Source organism: Streptomyces sp. NPDC102274, assembly GCF_044766385.1.
Taxonomy (GTDB): Bacteria; Actinomycetota; Actinomycetes; order Streptomycetales; family Streptomycetaceae; genus Streptomyces.
Genome location: NZ_JBIWLW010000017.1, coordinates 155,064 through 169,620, shown reverse-complemented (window position 1 = coordinate 169,620; position 14,557 = coordinate 155,064). Strand labels below are relative to the sequence as shown.

The 14,557-nt window shown below is 69.9% G+C and carries 14 protein-coding genes; 12 read left to right on the top strand and 2 right to left on the bottom strand.

All coding sequences use genetic code 11. From position 1 onward, the window contains the following. Positions 1–118: 118 nt before the first annotated feature. From ACIRQP_RS23310 to ACIRQP_RS23295, 4 genes are read left to right on the top strand one after another with little or no spacing between them, the layout of a single operon-like run. Positions 119–862, top strand: a complete 744-nt coding sequence (locus tag ACIRQP_RS23310) for an amino acid ABC transporter ATP-binding protein (RefSeq protein WP_403893049.1) — start codon at positions 119–121, stop codon at positions 860–862. A 14-nt stretch (positions 863–876) separates the two neighbouring features. Beyond that, positions 877–1,818 (top strand): glutamate ABC transporter substrate-binding protein, encoded by a 942-nt coding sequence (locus ACIRQP_RS23305; RefSeq protein ID WP_403893048.1) that lies wholly within the window; start codon positions 877–879, stop codon positions 1,816–1,818. 10 nt (positions 1,819–1,828) lie between these two features. Continuing rightward, the gene (locus ACIRQP_RS23300; protein WP_403893047.1) at positions 1,829–2,473 is read left to right on the top strand and encodes an amino acid ABC transporter permease; all 645 of its coding nucleotides are present in this window, start codon (positions 1,829–1,831) and stop codon (positions 2,471–2,473) included. Then, the gene (locus ACIRQP_RS23295) at positions 2,470–3,381 is read left to right on the top strand and encodes an amino acid ABC transporter permease (RefSeq protein ID WP_403893046.1); all 912 of its coding nucleotides are present in this window, start codon (positions 2,470–2,472) and stop codon (positions 3,379–3,381) included. The genes ACIRQP_RS23300 and ACIRQP_RS23295 overlap by 4 nt, the downstream gene beginning before the upstream one ends. Before the next feature lie 149 nt (positions 3,382–3,530). On the opposite strand, the gene ACIRQP_RS23290 is transcribed toward ACIRQP_RS23295, so the two are convergent. Continuing rightward, positions 3,531–4,253 carry a hypothetical protein gene (locus tag ACIRQP_RS23290; RefSeq protein ID WP_403893045.1) on the bottom strand — a complete coding sequence of 241 codons (723 nt, stop codon included), beginning with the start codon at positions 4,251–4,253 and terminating at the stop codon, positions 3,531–3,533. Positions 4,254–4,358: 105 nt separating this feature from the next. Between ACIRQP_RS23290 and ggt the strand changes: the two genes are divergently transcribed. Further along, a complete protein-coding gene (gene ggt / locus ACIRQP_RS23285) occupies positions 4,359–6,176 on the top strand; it encodes a gamma-glutamyltransferase (RefSeq protein ID WP_403893044.1) in 1,818 nt (605 codons plus the stop codon). A 121-nt stretch (positions 6,177–6,297) separates the two neighbouring features. Here ggt and map read toward each other — a convergent pair whose 3' ends face one another. Next, positions 6,298–7,065: a type I methionyl aminopeptidase gene (gene map, locus ACIRQP_RS23280; RefSeq protein WP_403893043.1), complete on the bottom strand. Its 768-nt coding sequence runs from the start codon at positions 7,063–7,065 to the stop codon at positions 6,298–6,300. Between the two features lie 65 nt (positions 7,066–7,130). On the opposite strand from map, the gene ACIRQP_RS23275 reads away from it, so the two are divergent. The 7 genes from ACIRQP_RS23275 (at position 7,131) to ACIRQP_RS23245 (ending at position 14,481) form a co-directional block, all read left to right on the top strand. Continuing rightward, positions 7,131–7,382 (top strand): helix-turn-helix domain-containing protein, encoded by a 252-nt coding sequence (locus ACIRQP_RS23275; RefSeq protein WP_403893042.1) that lies wholly within the window; start codon positions 7,131–7,133, stop codon positions 7,380–7,382. A gap of 66 nt (positions 7,383–7,448) precedes the next feature. Further along, entirely contained in the window at positions 7,449–7,835 is a 387-nt protein-coding gene (locus tag ACIRQP_RS23270) for a PPOX class F420-dependent oxidoreductase (RefSeq protein WP_403893041.1), read from the top strand. A 201-nt stretch (positions 7,836–8,036) separates the two neighbouring features. Next, the gene (locus ACIRQP_RS23265) at positions 8,037–9,467 is read left to right on the top strand and encodes a hypothetical protein (protein ID WP_403893040.1); all 1,431 of its coding nucleotides are present in this window, start codon (positions 8,037–8,039) and stop codon (positions 9,465–9,467) included. Positions 9,468–9,742: 275 nt separating this feature from the next. After that, positions 9,743–10,585 carry a nitrilase-related carbon-nitrogen hydrolase gene (locus ACIRQP_RS23260; RefSeq protein WP_403893039.1) on the top strand — a complete coding sequence of 281 codons (843 nt, stop codon included), beginning with the start codon at positions 9,743–9,745 and terminating at the stop codon, positions 10,583–10,585. After that, the gene (locus tag ACIRQP_RS23255; protein ID WP_403893038.1) at positions 10,582–11,877 is read left to right on the top strand and encodes an aspartate aminotransferase family protein; all 1,296 of its coding nucleotides are present in this window, start codon (positions 10,582–10,584) and stop codon (positions 11,875–11,877) included. Before ACIRQP_RS23260 ends, ACIRQP_RS23255 begins: the two co-directional genes overlap by 4 nt. A 178-nt stretch (positions 11,878–12,055) precedes the next feature. Then, positions 12,056–13,459: a dihydropyrimidinase gene (gene hydA / locus ACIRQP_RS23250; protein WP_403893037.1), complete on the top strand. Its 1,404-nt coding sequence runs from the start codon at positions 12,056–12,058 to the stop codon at positions 13,457–13,459. A gap of 20 nt (positions 13,460–13,479) precedes the next feature. Further along, complete coding sequence (locus tag ACIRQP_RS23245; RefSeq protein WP_403893036.1) at positions 13,480–14,481, top strand: TIGR03842 family LLM class F420-dependent oxidoreductase; 1,002 nt, start codon at positions 13,480–13,482, stop codon at positions 14,479–14,481. The last annotated feature ends 76 nt before the right edge of the window (positions 14,482–14,557 follow it).

Below are 14,557 nucleotides of genomic sequence, written 5' to 3'. Positions count from 1 at the left end.
GCCTCTTGTGCAGTAAATACGGCTTATGCCCCATGTGTGCGTGTCGAACGCGAAGTCCCTTGTCCGGCTGGATAGTTTGCGCTGACTTCGACACAGCCGGGAGTGGGTGGGGCAGGGTATGGCCGTCGATTCATTGATCGAACTGCGGGGCGTCAACAAGTACTACGGACCGTTGCATGTCCTCCAGAACATCGATCTGACGGTCGCCCGCGGGGAAGTGGTCGTGGTCATCGGCCCTTCCGGCTCCGGGAAGTCCACGCTCTGCCGGACCATGAACCGGCTGGAGACGATCGAGTCGGGCCGGATCACCATCGAGGGAACGCCCCTGCCGGCCGAGGGCCGTGGACTCGCCCGGCTCCGCGCGGAAGTGGGCATGGTCTTCCAGTCGTTCAACCTCTTCGCGCACCGGACCGTGCTGGACAATGTCTCGCTCGCGCAGGTCAAGGTCCGCAAGCGCAAGAAGGGGGACGCCGACCGGCGTTCCCGGGAACTGCTCGACCGGGTGGGACTTCTCCCGCAGGCGGACAAGCTGCCCGCGCAGCTCTCTGGCGGCCAGCAGCAGCGCGTCGCCATCGCCCGCGCGCTCGCCATGGACCCCAAGGTCCTGCTCTTCGACGAACCCACCTCGGCGCTCGACCCGGAGATGATCAACGAGGTCCTCGAAGTCATGCGGCAGCTCGCCCGCGAGGGCATGACGATGGTCGTCGTCACCCATGAGATGGGCTTCGCGCGCTCCGCCGCCAACCGCGTGGTCTTCATGTCCGACGGCCGCATCGTCGAGGACCGCACCCCGGAGGACTTCTTCACCGCACCGGCGAGCGACCGGGCGAAGGACTTCCTCTCCAAGATCCTCAAGCACTGATGGGGGTGCGGTCGATGATCTCCGGTCGCGCACCGCTTACGAGGAGAGTCCTGACGGCACCACTCCTGCCCCTCCTGCTCGCCCTGCTGGCGGCGCTCGCCGCCGGCTGCGGAAAGCCGGGCAGCCCGCCCGTGAAGGGCCCGCGGGCCGACGCGCTGCCCCAGTACCGGGTGGACACGGCCTTCCGGCTGCCCGACTCACCGACCTGGACCAAGGCGAAGCGGCGCGGCTATCTGACCGTCGGCGCCAAGGAGGACCAGCCGTACATGGGGGAGAAGGACCCGGCCACCGGCGTCTACTCCGGCTTCGACATCGAGATCGCCAAGATGATGTCGGCGTCCCTGGGCTTCGATCCGAAGACCATCCGCTTCCGTACGATCGCCTCCGCGAACCGGGAAACCGCCCTGCAGAACGGGCAGATCGACTACTACGTCGGCACGTACACCATCAATGAGAACCGCAAGAAGCTCGTCGGATTCGCGGGCCCGTACTACATGGCCGGCCAGTCGCTGCTGGTGAGAACCGACGAGAACGACATCCACGGGCCGCAGGACCTCGACGGCAAGCGCGTCTGCTCGGCCGCCGGATCGACCCCGTACCAACGGATCCAGCTGGACTATCCGCGCATCCAACTCGTCGGCTACGACACGTACTCCGTCTGTGTGGACAATCTGCTGACCTACCAGGTCGACGCCGTCACCACCGATGACACGATCCTCCAGGGCTACGCGGCCAAGGTGCCCGACGAACTCAAGGTGGTCGGCGAACCCTTCTCGAAGGAGCCCTACGGCATCGGCGTCCCGCGCGGCGACACCGCGCTGCGTCTCGCCCTCGACGACGCCCTCGCGGTCAACGAACGGAACGGCAACTGGCAGAAGGCATACGACGCGACCCTCGGCCTCTCCGGGCGCCGGGCCACCCCGCCCCCGCCGATCGACCGCTACCCGGCGAGCTGAGGCAGGAGCCATGGACGTACTCACCAACAACCTCTCGCTCTACGGCAGGGGCTTCCTCGGTACGGTCGAGCTGACGGTCTACGCCTCACTGCTCGCGCTGGCCCTCGGGTTCGTGATGGCCTCCTTCCGGGTCGCGCCGGTCCGCGCCCTGCGGGCGCTGGGCACCGTATGGGTCACCGTCCTGCGCAACACCCCGCTGACGCTGCTCTTCTTCGCGGTCGTCCTCGGGCTGCCGCGCTTCGGTCTGGTCCTCCCCTTCCAGCTCTTCGCGGTCCTGGCGCTCGGCTGCTACACCTCCGCGTTCATCTGCGAGGCGCTGCGCTCCGGCATCAACACCGTGCCCAAGGGACAGGGCGAGGCGGCCCGCAGCCTCGGGATGACCTTCGGGCAGACGCTGAGCGGTGTCGTGCTGCCGCAGGCGTTCCGTTCGGTCATCCCGCCCATCGGGTCCACCCTGATCGCCCTCGCCAAGAACTCGGCGATCGCGGGGGCGTTCAGCGTCACCGAGCTGCTCGGCACGTACAAGAGCCTCAGCGAGATGGGCTACAGCATCATCTGGACCTTCGTCTGGATCGCCGTGGGCTATCTGATCATCACCCTGTCCATCAGTGCGCTGTTCCACGTCATGGAGAAGCGCTGGGGAGTCGCCCGATGACCTCGACGGCCTCGAAGACACCGAAGCCTCCGCGGACCACGAGGACGTCCCGGAGCGATTCGACCGCGCTGTACGACTTTCCCGGGCCCCGGACGGAGCGGCGGCACCGCTGGTACGGCATGCTGGCGACGGCCGCGGTCGCCGCGCTCTTCGGCTGGCTGCTCCATCTCCTCTTCGCCAGCGACCAGTTCACCGCCACCAAGTGGACACCCTTCGAGTACCAGGGCATCCAGGATCTGCTGCTGCGCGGCCTCGGCAACACCCTCAAGGCCTTCGCGTTCGCCGCGGTGTTCTCGCTCGTACTCGGCGCGGTCCTCGCCTGTGGCCGGCTCTCCGAGCACCGGCCGGTGCGCGGGCTGGCCACCGCGCTGGTCGAGTTCTTCCGCGCCATGCCCGTACTGGTGATGATCTTCTTCATCTTCGTGGCGCTGAAGGTGCAGGCGCTGCCCGCGCTGGTGGCAGGACTGACGCTCTACAACGGCTCCGTGCTCGCCGAGGTGTTCCGTACCGGAGTCAACTCGGTGGAGCGCGGTCAGCGGGAGGCGGCGTACGCGCTCGGCATGCGCAAGACGCAGGTCATGACGTACGTGCTGGTGCCGCAGGCGGTCCGCGCCATGCTGCCCACGATCATCAGCCAGCTGGTGGTCGCTCTCAAGGACACATCACTCGGCTATCTGATCACCTATGAGGAGTTCCTCCATGCCGGAAAGTTCATCGCCTCGAATCTCGACTACGATTTGCCGTTCATCCCTGTGGTGATGGTGATCTCACCGATCTACATCGGGATGTGCATGCTGCTCTCCTGGTTCGCCCACTGGCTGGCCGGGCGGCAGCGGCGCAACCCGAGAACAGAGGCCGTGGGCGTCGCCCCCGCCTCCCCAGGGACGCTGCTGCCGGGCGGGCAGTAGCTCAGGGGCAGTGGCCCGTCCGGCGGCAGCCGGAGATCACTTCTCGTACGGATCTCGTACGGACGGGAAGAAGGTCAGCTGCGCGCCGGTCGGGTTGTGCTCCACCGGGAGCGCGCCCGGCGGCCGGGCCACTTGGCACGCGGCGTCGCTCACGCGGCGGCAGGGACCGGCTCGTGGGCCGCCCGGGTCACATCCGCGACCAGCTCCACCACATCGGGGCCGTACGCCAGCGAGTTGACCACCTTCAGCAGCAGACAGAACGAGTTGCCGCCGTGCTTGCGCGCCAGCTTCTCGTGGTGGCGGAACAGATAGCGCGTGGCCGCCTGGTTGGTGATGGCCCGCTGGCCGCAGAAGAGGAAGACGGGCCGCGCCCCCTCCCCGACGGTGAGCCGCGCCAGCAGGACGTACTCGGTGACGCCCCCCTCCGCGCGGTAGCGCTCGGAGCCGATCTGGAACGAGCCCCGGTCCGGCCCGGGTTCGGTGCTTGTGTCGACTTTCACACCGGGCAGCAGCGAACTGAGATGGGCCGCCATCCGGCGATTCGAGTACGGACCACCCAGGCAGAACTCCGTACGCTCCCCGAAGCCCTGGCGCGCGGCGTCGTGCTGGACTATCTCGGCGTGCGCGCCGCAGTCCTTGATGAGCGCGGCCAGCTCCAGCAGCGCGGAGACGTCGTGGCGGTGGACCGCACCGTCGCCGCCCGCCTCGCGACTGACGACCAGCAGGCATTCGGAGTTCCCCGGCAGACCGAAGAACGCCTGCTTACGGCGGAGCCTGCGGCGCCAGAGATGGGTACGGGCCAGCCAGCCCAGGGAAGCGCTGATACCGGCGGCGACTACGCCGAGCACGATTATGCGTATCTCGTCAGTCATGGGCGCGCATCGTAGCGGCACGAGGCGAACACAGTTCGAGACGGTCCTGACGGAGCGGGGGCCTCGGCGCTACGCTGCGCGAACGGTTCTCGACTGGAGGTACGGATGCGTCGCTCCGCTGCGCGGAATGTGTCGTTGGCGGCCGTTACCACGGCCCTGCTCTCGGTGGGCGCCTGCGCGCCCCCCTCGGTCGCCGACGCGAGCACACAGACCCGTCCGCCGGCCAAGACGCCGGTGGCGACGGGGTACGGGGGAGCGGTGGCGAGCGTCGACGCCGACGCCTCGGCCGCCGGTATCGAGGTGCTCAGGAACGGCGGCAACGCCGTGGACGCGGCCGTGGCCACGGCCGCCGCGCTCGGCGTCACCGAGCCGTACTCCGCCGGTATCGGCGGTGGCGGCTACTTCGTCCACTACGACGCCAAGTCCCGTACGGTACAGACCATCGACGGCCGCGAGAGCGCGCCGAAGTCCGCCGACAGCTCGCTCTTCCTGGAGGACGGCAAGCCGCTCCCGTTCGCGGACGCCGTCACCAGCGGTCTGAGCGTCGGTACCCCCGGGACCGCCGCCACCTGGAACACCGCGCTCGACGCCTGGGGCAGCCGCTCGCTCTCCCAACTGCTCAAGCCGGCCGAACGGCTGGCGAAGGACGGCTTCGTCGTCGACGACACCTTCCGCGCGCAGACGCAGTCGAACCAGGCGCGGTTCGCGGACTTCCCGGCCAGCGCCGAACTCTTCCTGCCGGGGGGACAGCTCCCGGTCGTCGGCTCCACCTTCAAGAACGCCGATCTCGCCCGTACGTACAGCGAGTTGGGGCGCACCGGCGTCCGCTCGCTCTACGAGGGCGAGCTGGGCCGTGACATCGTCCGTACCGTACGCAAGCCTCCCGTGGCCCCGGACTCCGGCCGCAACGCGCGCCCCGGCGACCTGACCGAGCGTGATCTCTCCGCCTACCGCACGAAGAAGCAGGCGCCGACCAAGGTCTCCTACCGTGGACTCGATGTGTACGGCATGGCGCCGTCGTCCTCGGGCGGTACGTCCGTCGGTGAGGCACTCAACATCCTTGAACGCACGGACCTTTCGAAGGCGACACAGGCGCAGTATCTGCACCGGTTCATCGAGGCGAGCCGGATCGCCTTCGCGGACCGGGGCCGCTGGGTCGGTGACCCGGTCTTCGAGGACGTACCGACCAAGGGGCTGCTGTCCCAGCGCTTCGCGGACGCGCGCGGCTGCCTGATCAAGGACAACGCGGTCCTCAAGAGCCCGCTGGCGCCCGGTGATCCGAGCGATCCCACGCCGTGCGCGCCCGGCGGGACAGCGGCGCCGACCACCTTCGAGGGCGAGAACACCACGCATCTCACGGCGGCGGACAAGTGGGGCAATGTCGTCGCCTACACGCTGACCATCGAGTCGACGGGCGGCAGCGGGATCACCGTGCCCGGACGCGGTTTCCTGCTCAACAACGAGCTGACGGACTTCTCGTTCGTCCCGGCGAACCCGGCCGTCCACGACCCGAACCTGCCAGGACCGGGCAAGCGGCCGCGTTCGTCCATTTCCCCGACGATCGTGCTGGACTCCCAGGACCGGCCGGTCCTGGCGGTCGGCTCGCCGGGCGGCGCGACCATCATCACCACGGTGCTCCAGACGCTGACCGGCCGGCTGGACCGCGGTCTGCCACTGGTCGACGCGATCGCGGCGCCCCGGGCCAGCCAGCGCAACGGGGCGGCCACGGAACTGGAGCCCGGCCTCTGGAACAGCCCCGTGCGCCGGCAGCTGGAGGCGCTGGGACATGTGTTCAGCCAGAACCCGGAGATCGGCGCGGCGACCGGGGTGCAGCGGCTGCCGGACGGCCGCTGGCTGGCCGCGGCCGAGAAGGTCCGCAGGGGCGGCGGCTCGGCGATGGTGGTGCGCCCGGACGGCAAGTAGCAGGGCGTACGGAACGGCTTCTGGCGCCCGGGTCCCGTCCCGCCGGTCTTCCGGCCGGGACGGGACCCGGGCACCACGCGACGCGTGGGTGACCTGCCCGCACGAGGGAACCGGGCAACCGTCAGAGCGCCGTCAGGATCCGCGGCCCGTCGTCGGTGATCGCGACGGTGTGTTCCGCGTGGGACGCGCGGCTGGAGTCCAGGGTGCGGATCGTCCAGCCGTCATGCGCCGTGAAGTGCCGGTCGGTGCCGCTCCCGATCAGCATCGGCTCGATCGCCAGCACCATGCCGTGCCGCAGCGGCATCCCGCGCCCCCGGCGCCCCTCGTTGGGCACACCCGGGTCCTCGTGCATCGTCCGGCCCACCCCGTGGCCGCCGAAGCCGTCGGGGATGCCGTAGCCCGCACCGCGGCAGACGCGGCCGATCGCATGGGCGATGTCGCCTATGCGATTGCCGACGACGGCCGCCGCGATACCGGCCTCCAGCGCCTCGTTGGCCGTGTCTATCAGCCGTATGTCGTCCGGGCGAGCGCGGCCGACCGTGAAACTGATCGCCGCGTCGCCGACCCATCCGCCGAGCACCGCACCGCAGTCGACGCTGACGAGATCGCCGTCGTTCAGCCGGTAGCCGTCGGGGATGCCGTGCACGATCGCGTCGTTGACGGAGGCGCAGATGACGGCGGGGAACGGCGTGGGCGCCCAGTCGGGGTGATAGTCGAGGAAGGGCGAACCGGCCCCCGCCTCGCGCAGGACGGCGCGGGCGGTCTCGTCGAGGGCGCGCAGGGTGCTGCCCACGGCCGCCACTTCCCGTACCGCTGTCAGTGCCTGCGCGACAACCCGGCCCGCGGCGCGCATGGCGTCCAGGGACGCATCGGTTTTGATCTCCACCATTCCAATAACTATACCGGTCGCCGGAGACCCCGGGCACCCTTGTGCGGCGGTATTAGAATGACGGGATGGTACGTAGCCCTCTCACTCCCCAGGAACGCGAGCGCGGCGAGCGGCTCGGCAGGCTGCTCCGTGAGGCGCGCGGCGCGCGCAGCATGGTGGAGGTCGCCGCCGTCGCCGGGCTCTCCGCCGAGACCTTGCGCAAGATCGAGACCGGCCGGGCGCCGACGCCCGCCTTCTTCACCGTGGCGGCGCTGGCCGGGGCGCTGGGGCTGTCGATGGACGAGATCGCCACGAGCTGCGTGCTGGTGCCTGTCTGATCCCGGTCCGGATCGGACAGGGTCGCGGGCTGTCGGGGAGGGTGGGGACCGCGTAGTCTCCCGCCCGTGACCACCCTCGACTCACTCGGCCGAAGCCGCTATGTCAGCATCACCAGCTATCGCAAGGACGGCACGGCGGTCGCCACCCCCGTCTGGCACGCGGTGGCGGACGGTGAACTGTTCGTCTGGACCAGGTCCGACGCCTGGAAGGTCAAGCGGATCCGCGAGAACAGCCGGGTCGTGGTGACGGCGTGTGATGTGCGCGGGCGGATCGCACCGGGCGCGCCGAGCGCCGAGGGTACGGCGCGGCTTGTCGAGGAGCCGGCGGGGCTGGACCGGATCCGTAAGCTGCTCACCCGCAAGTACACCTGGCAGTTCTGGCTGGTCGACCGACCGGCCAGGGTCGTACGGCGCGGCAAGCGCGTGCACACCGGTATCGCCGTCACCTTCTGACCCCACCGTCACCCGCCGGCCCCGCCCTCACCCTCTGACTCCGTCATGCTCCGCCGACTCCGCCCTCCGGTGCGCCCGGCGAGACACCGAACCGTGCCGGAAAACTGTCCGTAGCCGCGCTGTAACACGGCTGAGGTCGAATGCCTGCGGACCGGAGGGCTCCCTTCGGCGGAGCACGGCGGGGCAGGAACGGGGCCGGCGATGGCGGTGCGTCAACTTCCAGCGGAGATCGGGGCGTTCGCGCGGTATTTAAGGGACTTGACGTTCCTCCTCGATCCGGAACGCGGCTGGTACGGAGTCTTCCGCCACCGCGACCCCGATGGTCTGCGCGCCTGCTTCGACGGCATCGAGGTGCCGCCCTGGGATGTGGTGGAATCGCTGCTCCAGGACTTCGCCGCCGGACGTGAGGACCGGGTGGTGGCGGCCGAGACCGAGCGGGCCGGTCGGCTCCACGCGGCGTCGGCCGCCGCGCACGACCGGCGCCCCGGCGGTTCGGAGGCGCTGTCCGACCGGCTGCGGCTGATGGGGCGCGAGCAGGCGCACGCGGCTGGCCGGGCCGAGGAGTTGGTCCGGCTGCTCAGTACCACCCCGGAGCGTTCGCCCCGGGCCGAACAACTCGCCCATGATCTCGCCTGGATCCGCGACGACCACGCCCGCGCCTCCGCGCGCTGCGCCGAACTCCGCTCCCGGCTGGCGTCTTTGGCGCCCCCGGCCCGCGCCGCCAGGCCCGCGAGCCCGCCGGCCCCGGAAGGCTGGTTCCGTGCGGAGGAGCCCTCGGTCTTCGACCGGCCGGGCGCGGAGCCGCCGGGCGAGATGTCCGACGAGGTGTCCGACGGGATGTCCGACGCTACGTCAACTGATCGCGGAGAGCCGCCCGGCCAGGAACCGGCGCCCGAGGAGAAGAAGAAACGCGCCCCAGCGCCCCGGCGCAAGCCCCGTGGCGCCCGCTTCGCCGGGCTCGAAGTCGACGACCTCGACGAGGCGGAGCCCGCGCCCGCGCTGTCCGTACCGCCGCCGTCCGCCCCCGCTTCCCCGCGCGGCGCCCGTTTCGGCGGCGCGCCCGCCGCGCCCGTCGAGCCGGCGGCGCCCCGGCACTCGGCCGAGGATCTGCGGGCGGTCGCCGAGATGGTCGCCACGCTGATGAGGCTGCGCGCCGACGGCCGGACCGGCGAGGCGCATGTCGTACTCTGCGAAGCCGCCGGCCGGCCCCCCGAGCAGTTCCCGTTGCTCGCCGCCGAACTGCACCGCGCCGGGCTCGGCGCCGACTGGGCCGAGCTGCTGTGGGAAGCGGCCTTCCTGCCGCCCGCACGGCTCGCCGCCGCGGCCGGGGCGCTCGCCGCCGCGGGCCGGGACGGCGACTGCGGCCAACTGCTGCGCCAGGGCGTCTCCCGTCCCGCCGAGGAGATCAGCGACGCCGTACTCGCCCTCGGCGAAGCGGGCCGCGCGCACGAGGGGCGCGCGCTGCTCAGCGCCTTCGTCCAGGCCCGTACGCCCGAGGACGCGGTGCTCATCGCCGCGGCCGATCCGCGCCGGCTGGTCCCGCAGCTGATCGACGCCGCCCGCGCGGTCTCGGTGGCCCGTGAGCGCGATCTCGTACACGCCCTGCGGGTGGCGGGGATCGTCAGCACCTGACCGGCCCCGGACGCGATCAGGACCAGCCCCGGACCTGATCAGGACCGGCCGCGGACGTGATCAGGACCGGCCCCCGGGCTTGATTGAGACCCGCCCCCGGCGTGATCGATTGATGCATCTTGCCCAATGTCGACCGCTCGGGTGTGAAACTTGATCGACTCTGCGGGTTAACGGCGATGGTCTTGCCCCAGTGTGAGACGGGGCTTACGTTCTCCTCCTACGCATCGAATCTACGTGCGTAGAGCTCATCGACGCACCCGCCGAAGGAGCAGCTCGTGGCCAGAGTCGTACGCGCCGCACTCGTCCAGGCGACCTGGACGGGCGACACCGAATCCATGATCGCCAAACATGAGGAGCACGCTCGCGAGGCGGCCCTGCAGGGCGCGCGGGTCATCGGGTTCCAGGAAGTCTTCAACGCGCCCTATTTCTGCCAGGTGCAGGAGCCTGAGCACTACCGGTGGGCCGAGCCCGTCCCCGACGGCCCGACCGTCACCAGGATGCGGGAGCTCGCCCGCGAGACCGGCATGGTGGTCGTCGTCCCGGTCTTCGAAGTCGAGCAGTCCGGTTTCTACTACAACACGGCGGCGGTCATCGACGCCGACGGCTCGTACCTCGGCAAGTACCGCAAGCACCACATCCCGCAGGTCAAGGGGTTCTGGGAGAAGTACTACTTCAAGCCCGGGAACGCCGGCTGGCCCGTCTTCGACACGGCCGTCGGCAAGGTCGGTGTCTATATCTGCTACGACCGCCACTTCCCCGAGGGCTGGCGCCAGCTCGGGCTGAACGGCGCGCAGCTGGTCTACAACCCCTCCGCCACCTCCCGTGGTCTCTCCAGCTACCTCTGGCAGCTGGAGCAGCCGGCCGCCGCCGTCGCCAACGAGTACTTCGTCGCCGCGATCAACCGCGTCGGACAGGAGGAGTACGGCGACAACGACTTCTACGGAACGAGCTACTTCGTCGACCCGCGCGGTCAGTTCGTCGGTGAGCCCGCCAGTGACAAGGCGGACGAACTGGTCGTACGGGACCTGGACTTCGGCCTGATCGACGAGGTGCGGCAGCAATGGGCGTTCTACCGGGATCGCCGCCCCGACGCCTACGAGGGGCTGGTGCAGCCGTGACACGTCCGCTCGCGAACGATCTGTACGGCCGCCACCGCGCCGTACTCCCCGACTGGCTCGCGCTCTACTACGACAAGCCCATCGAGATCACCCATGGCGAGGGCCGCCATGTCTGGGACGCGGCGGGCAACCGCTATCTCGACTTCTTCGGCGGCATCCTCACCACGATGACCGCCCACGCGCTCCCCGAGGTCACCAAGGCGGTGAGCGAGCAGGCCGGGCGCATCATCCACTCCTCCACGCTCTATCTCAACCGTCCGATGGTCGAACTCGCCGAACGGATCGCCGCCCTCTCCGGTATCCCGGACGCCCGGGTCTTCTTCACCACCTCGGGCACCGAGGCCAATGACACGGCGCTGATGCTGGCGACCGCGTACCGCGGGTCGAACCAGATCCTGGCGATGCGCAACAGCTACCACGGCCGGTCCTTCTCCACCGTCTCCGTCACCGGCAACCGCGGCTGGTCGCCGACCGGCCTCTCGCCGCTCCAGACGCTGTACGTGCACGGCGGCGTCCGCAACCGGGGTCCGTACGCCGGGCTCACCGACGAGCGGTTCATCGAGGCGTGCGTCGCCGATCTGGAGGATCTGCTCGGCCACACCCGCACGCCCGCCGCGCTGATCGCCGAACCGGTGCAGGGCGTCGGCGGGTTCACCGCCCCGCCGGACGGGCTGTACGCCGCGTTCCGCCAAGTCCTCGACCGGCACGGCATTCTGTGGATCAGCGACGAGGTGCAGACCGGCTGGGGCCGTACTGGCGAGCACTTCTGGGGCTGGCAGGCGCACGGGGAGAACGGCCCGCCGGACATCCTCACCTTCGCCAAGGGCATCGGCAACGGCATGTCCGTCGGTGGTGTCGTCGCCCGCGCCGACATCATGAACTGCCTTGACGCCAACTCGATTTCGACCTTCGGCGGCAGCCCCGTCACCATGGCCGCCGGTCTCGCCAATCTCTCGTATCTGCTGGAGCACGACCTCCAGGGCAACGCCCGCCGCGTCGGCGGACTGCTCATCGAGCGGCTGCGGGCCATCGGCGCCGGGGTCGACTCCGTACGCGAGGTACGCGGGCGCGGACTGATGATCGGCATCGAGCTGATCAAGCCGAGCACTGGCCAGGCGGCCCCCGAGATGGCGTCGGCCGTGCTCGAGGCGGCCCGCGAGGGCGGTCTGCTGGTCGGCAAGGGCGGTGGCCACAACACCAGCGTGCTGCGGATCGCCCCGCCGCTCTCGCTGACCGTCGCCGAGGCGGAAGAGGGCGCCGCGATCCTCGAACAGGCCCTGCTCGGGGCGTAGGGCCTGTCTTCGAAGTCCCGCCCGCCCGGCGACGGCCGGTACGCACGCTCGCCGGCCGTGTTGTCGGGCTCTCCGGGACCCGTAGCCGCGGCCTTCCACGGGTCCCGTGGCCGGGTCCGCGGCCGCCCGCCTTCCCGGACCGTAGCAAGCCGACCGTACGAAAGGGAGCGCCACCAGCATGAGCAGTACCCGCACCCTGATCCGCGGCGGACTCGTCATCACCGCCGCCGACGAGATCCACGCCGATGTCCTGATCGAGGACGGCAGGATCGTCGCCCTCGCCGCGCACGAGTCCGACGTGGCCGAGGGCTGGACCGGCCGGACGATCGACGCCACCGGCAAGTACGTCATCCCGGGCGGGGTCGACGCCCATACGCACATGGAGATGCCGTTCGGCGGCACCTTCGCCGCCGACACCTTCGGGACCGGTACCCGAGCGGCGGCCTGGGGCGGTACCACCACCATCGTGGACTTCGCCATCCAGGCCCCGGGACAGGCGCTGCGTGCCGGACTCGACGCCTGGTACGCCAAGGCCGACGGCAACTGCGCCATCGACTACGCGTTCCACATGATCATGGCCGACGTCAACGAGAGCTCCCTGAAGGAGATGGACCTCCTCGTCCAGGAGGGCATCACCTCCTTCAAGCTCTTCATGGCCTATCCCGGCGTCTTCTACAGCGACGACGGCCAGATCCTGCGGGCCATGCAGCGCGCCGCGCACAACGGCGGGCTGATCATGATGCACGCCGAGAACGGCATCGCGATCGACGTCCTCGTCGAACAGGCCCTGGCCGCCGGACACACCGACCCGCGCTACCACGGCGAGGTACGGAAGGTCCTGCTGGAGGCCGAGGCCACCCACCGGGCGATCCAGCTCGCGCGGGTCGCCGAGGCGCCTCTGTATGTCGTTCACGTCTCGGCCGAGGAGGCCGTCGCCGAACTCGCCGCCGCCCGGGACAAGGGACTGCCCGTCTTCGGAGAGACCTGTCCGCAGTACCTCTTCCTGTCCACCGACAATCTCGCCGAGCCGGACTTCGAGGGCTCCAAGTACGTCTGCTCCACCCCGCTACGGCCCAAGGAGCACCAGGCCGCGCTCTGGCGCGGACTGCGTACCAACGATCTCCAGGTGGTCTCCACCGACCACTGCCCGTTCTGCTTCGTGGGCCAGAAGGAGATGGGCCGCGGCGACTTCTCGAAGATCCCCAACGGGCTGCCGGGGGTGGAGAACCGGATGGATCTGCTCCATCAGGCGGTCGTCGAGGGGAAGTTGACCCGCCGCCGCTGGATCGAGATCGCCTGCGCCTCCCCGGCCAGGATGTTCGGTCTCTATCCGCGCAAGGGCACCATCGCGCCGGGCGCCGACGCCGATGTCGTCATCTACGACCCGCACACCGAGCAGACCGTCTCCGCCGAGACCCATCACATGGACGTGGACTACTCCGCCTACGAGGGCAAGCGGATCACCGGACAGGTGGAGACGGTCCTCTCGCGCGGTGAACTCGTCATCGACAAGCGGCAGTTCACCGGGCGGGCGGGACGCGGACAGTACACCCCCCGCTCCCTCTGCCAGTACCTCACCTGAGACCTAGGAGTGACCAGGCCATGGACTTCGGACTCGTCCTCCAGACCGACCCGCCCGCGTCGGCGGTCGTCGGCCTCATGCGGCGCGCGGAACGCAACGGCTTCACGTACGGCTGGACCTTCGACTCCGCCGTGCTCTGGCAGGAGCCCTTCGTCATCTACAGCCGCATTCTGGAGCACACCACCACACTGACCGTCGGCCCGATGGTGACCAACCCGGGCACCAGGACCTGGGAGGTGACCGCCTCCACGTTCGCCACGCTCAACGAGATGTACGGCAACCGCACCGTGTGCGGCATCGGGCGCGGCGACTCCGCCATGCGGGTCGTGGGCCGTAAACCCAACACGCTGGCCCGGCTCGGCGAGGCCATCGACGTCATCCGCGACCTGGGGGAGGGGCGCGAGGCCGTGGTCGACGGCCGGCCGCTGCGCCTGCCCTGGGTGCGCGACGGGAAACTGCCGGTGTGGATGGCCGCGTACGGGCCCAAGGCGCTGGCCATGGCGGGGGAGAAGGCGGACGGCTTCATCCTCCAGCTCGCCGATCCGTTCCTCACCGAGTGGATGGTCAAGGCGGTCCGTACGGCGGCGTCCGACGCCGGACGCGACCCGGACTCCGTCACCATCTGTGTGGCCGCGCCCGCGTATGTGAGTGACGACGTCGCGCACGCGCGCGAGCAGTGCCGGTGGTTCGGCGGGATGGTCGGCAATCATGTGGCCGATCTGGTGACCCGGTACGGAGACCACTCCGGGCTCGTACCGGACGCGCTGACCGACTACATCAAGCAGCGTGAGGGATACGACTACAGCCACCACGGCCGGGCCGGGAACCCGTCCACGGATTTCGTCCCCGACGAGATCGTGGACCGGTTCTGCCTGCTGGGGCCGGCCGGGGCACATATCGAGAAGCTGAGGGCGCTGCGCGACCTGGGCGTCGACCAGTTCGCCGTGTACGACATGCACGACGCGAAGGAAGCGACGATCGACGCGTACGGCGCCGAGATCATCCCCGCGCTCCGGAACTGACCCGCACGACCGCGCTCTTCCGTTCCACCACCGCCCGCACGGCCTCGTTCGACATCCCCGACACCCGCTCTCGAAC

What these genes read in the sequence shown, in the direction of transcription:
- ACIRQP_RS23310 (WP_403893049.1), top strand. Translation starts at nt 119, where the DNA reads ATGGCCGTCGATTCATTGATCGAACTGCGGGGCGTCAACAAGTACTAC.
- ACIRQP_RS23305 (WP_403893048.1), top strand. Translation starts at nt 877, where the DNA reads ATGATCTCCGGTCGCGCACCGCTTACGAGGAGAGTCCTGACGGCACCA.
- ACIRQP_RS23300 (WP_403893047.1), top strand. Translation starts at nt 1,829, where the DNA reads ATGGACGTACTCACCAACAACCTCTCGCTCTACGGCAGGGGCTTCCTC.
- ACIRQP_RS23295 (WP_403893046.1), top strand. Translation starts at nt 2,470, where the DNA reads ATGACCTCGACGGCCTCGAAGACACCGAAGCCTCCGCGGACCACGAGG.
- ACIRQP_RS23290 (WP_403893045.1), bottom strand. Translation starts at nt 4,253, where the DNA reads ATGACTGACGAGATACGCATAATCGTGCTCGGCGTAGTCGCCGCCGGT.
- ggt (WP_403893044.1), top strand. Translation starts at nt 4,359, where the DNA reads ATGCGTCGCTCCGCTGCGCGGAATGTGTCGTTGGCGGCCGTTACCACG.
- map (WP_403893043.1), bottom strand. Translation starts at nt 7,065, where the DNA reads ATGGTGGAGATCAAAACCGATGCGTCCCTGGACGCCATGCGCGCCGCG.
- ACIRQP_RS23275 (WP_403893042.1), top strand. Translation starts at nt 7,131, where the DNA reads ATGGTACGTAGCCCTCTCACTCCCCAGGAACGCGAGCGCGGCGAGCGG.
- ACIRQP_RS23265 (WP_403893040.1), top strand. Translation starts at nt 8,037, where the DNA reads ATGGCGGTGCGTCAACTTCCAGCGGAGATCGGGGCGTTCGCGCGGTAT.
- hydA (WP_403893037.1), top strand. Translation starts at nt 12,056, where the DNA reads ATGAGCAGTACCCGCACCCTGATCCGCGGCGGACTCGTCATCACCGCC.
- ACIRQP_RS23245 (WP_403893036.1), top strand. Translation starts at nt 13,480, where the DNA reads ATGGACTTCGGACTCGTCCTCCAGACCGACCCGCCCGCGTCGGCGGTC.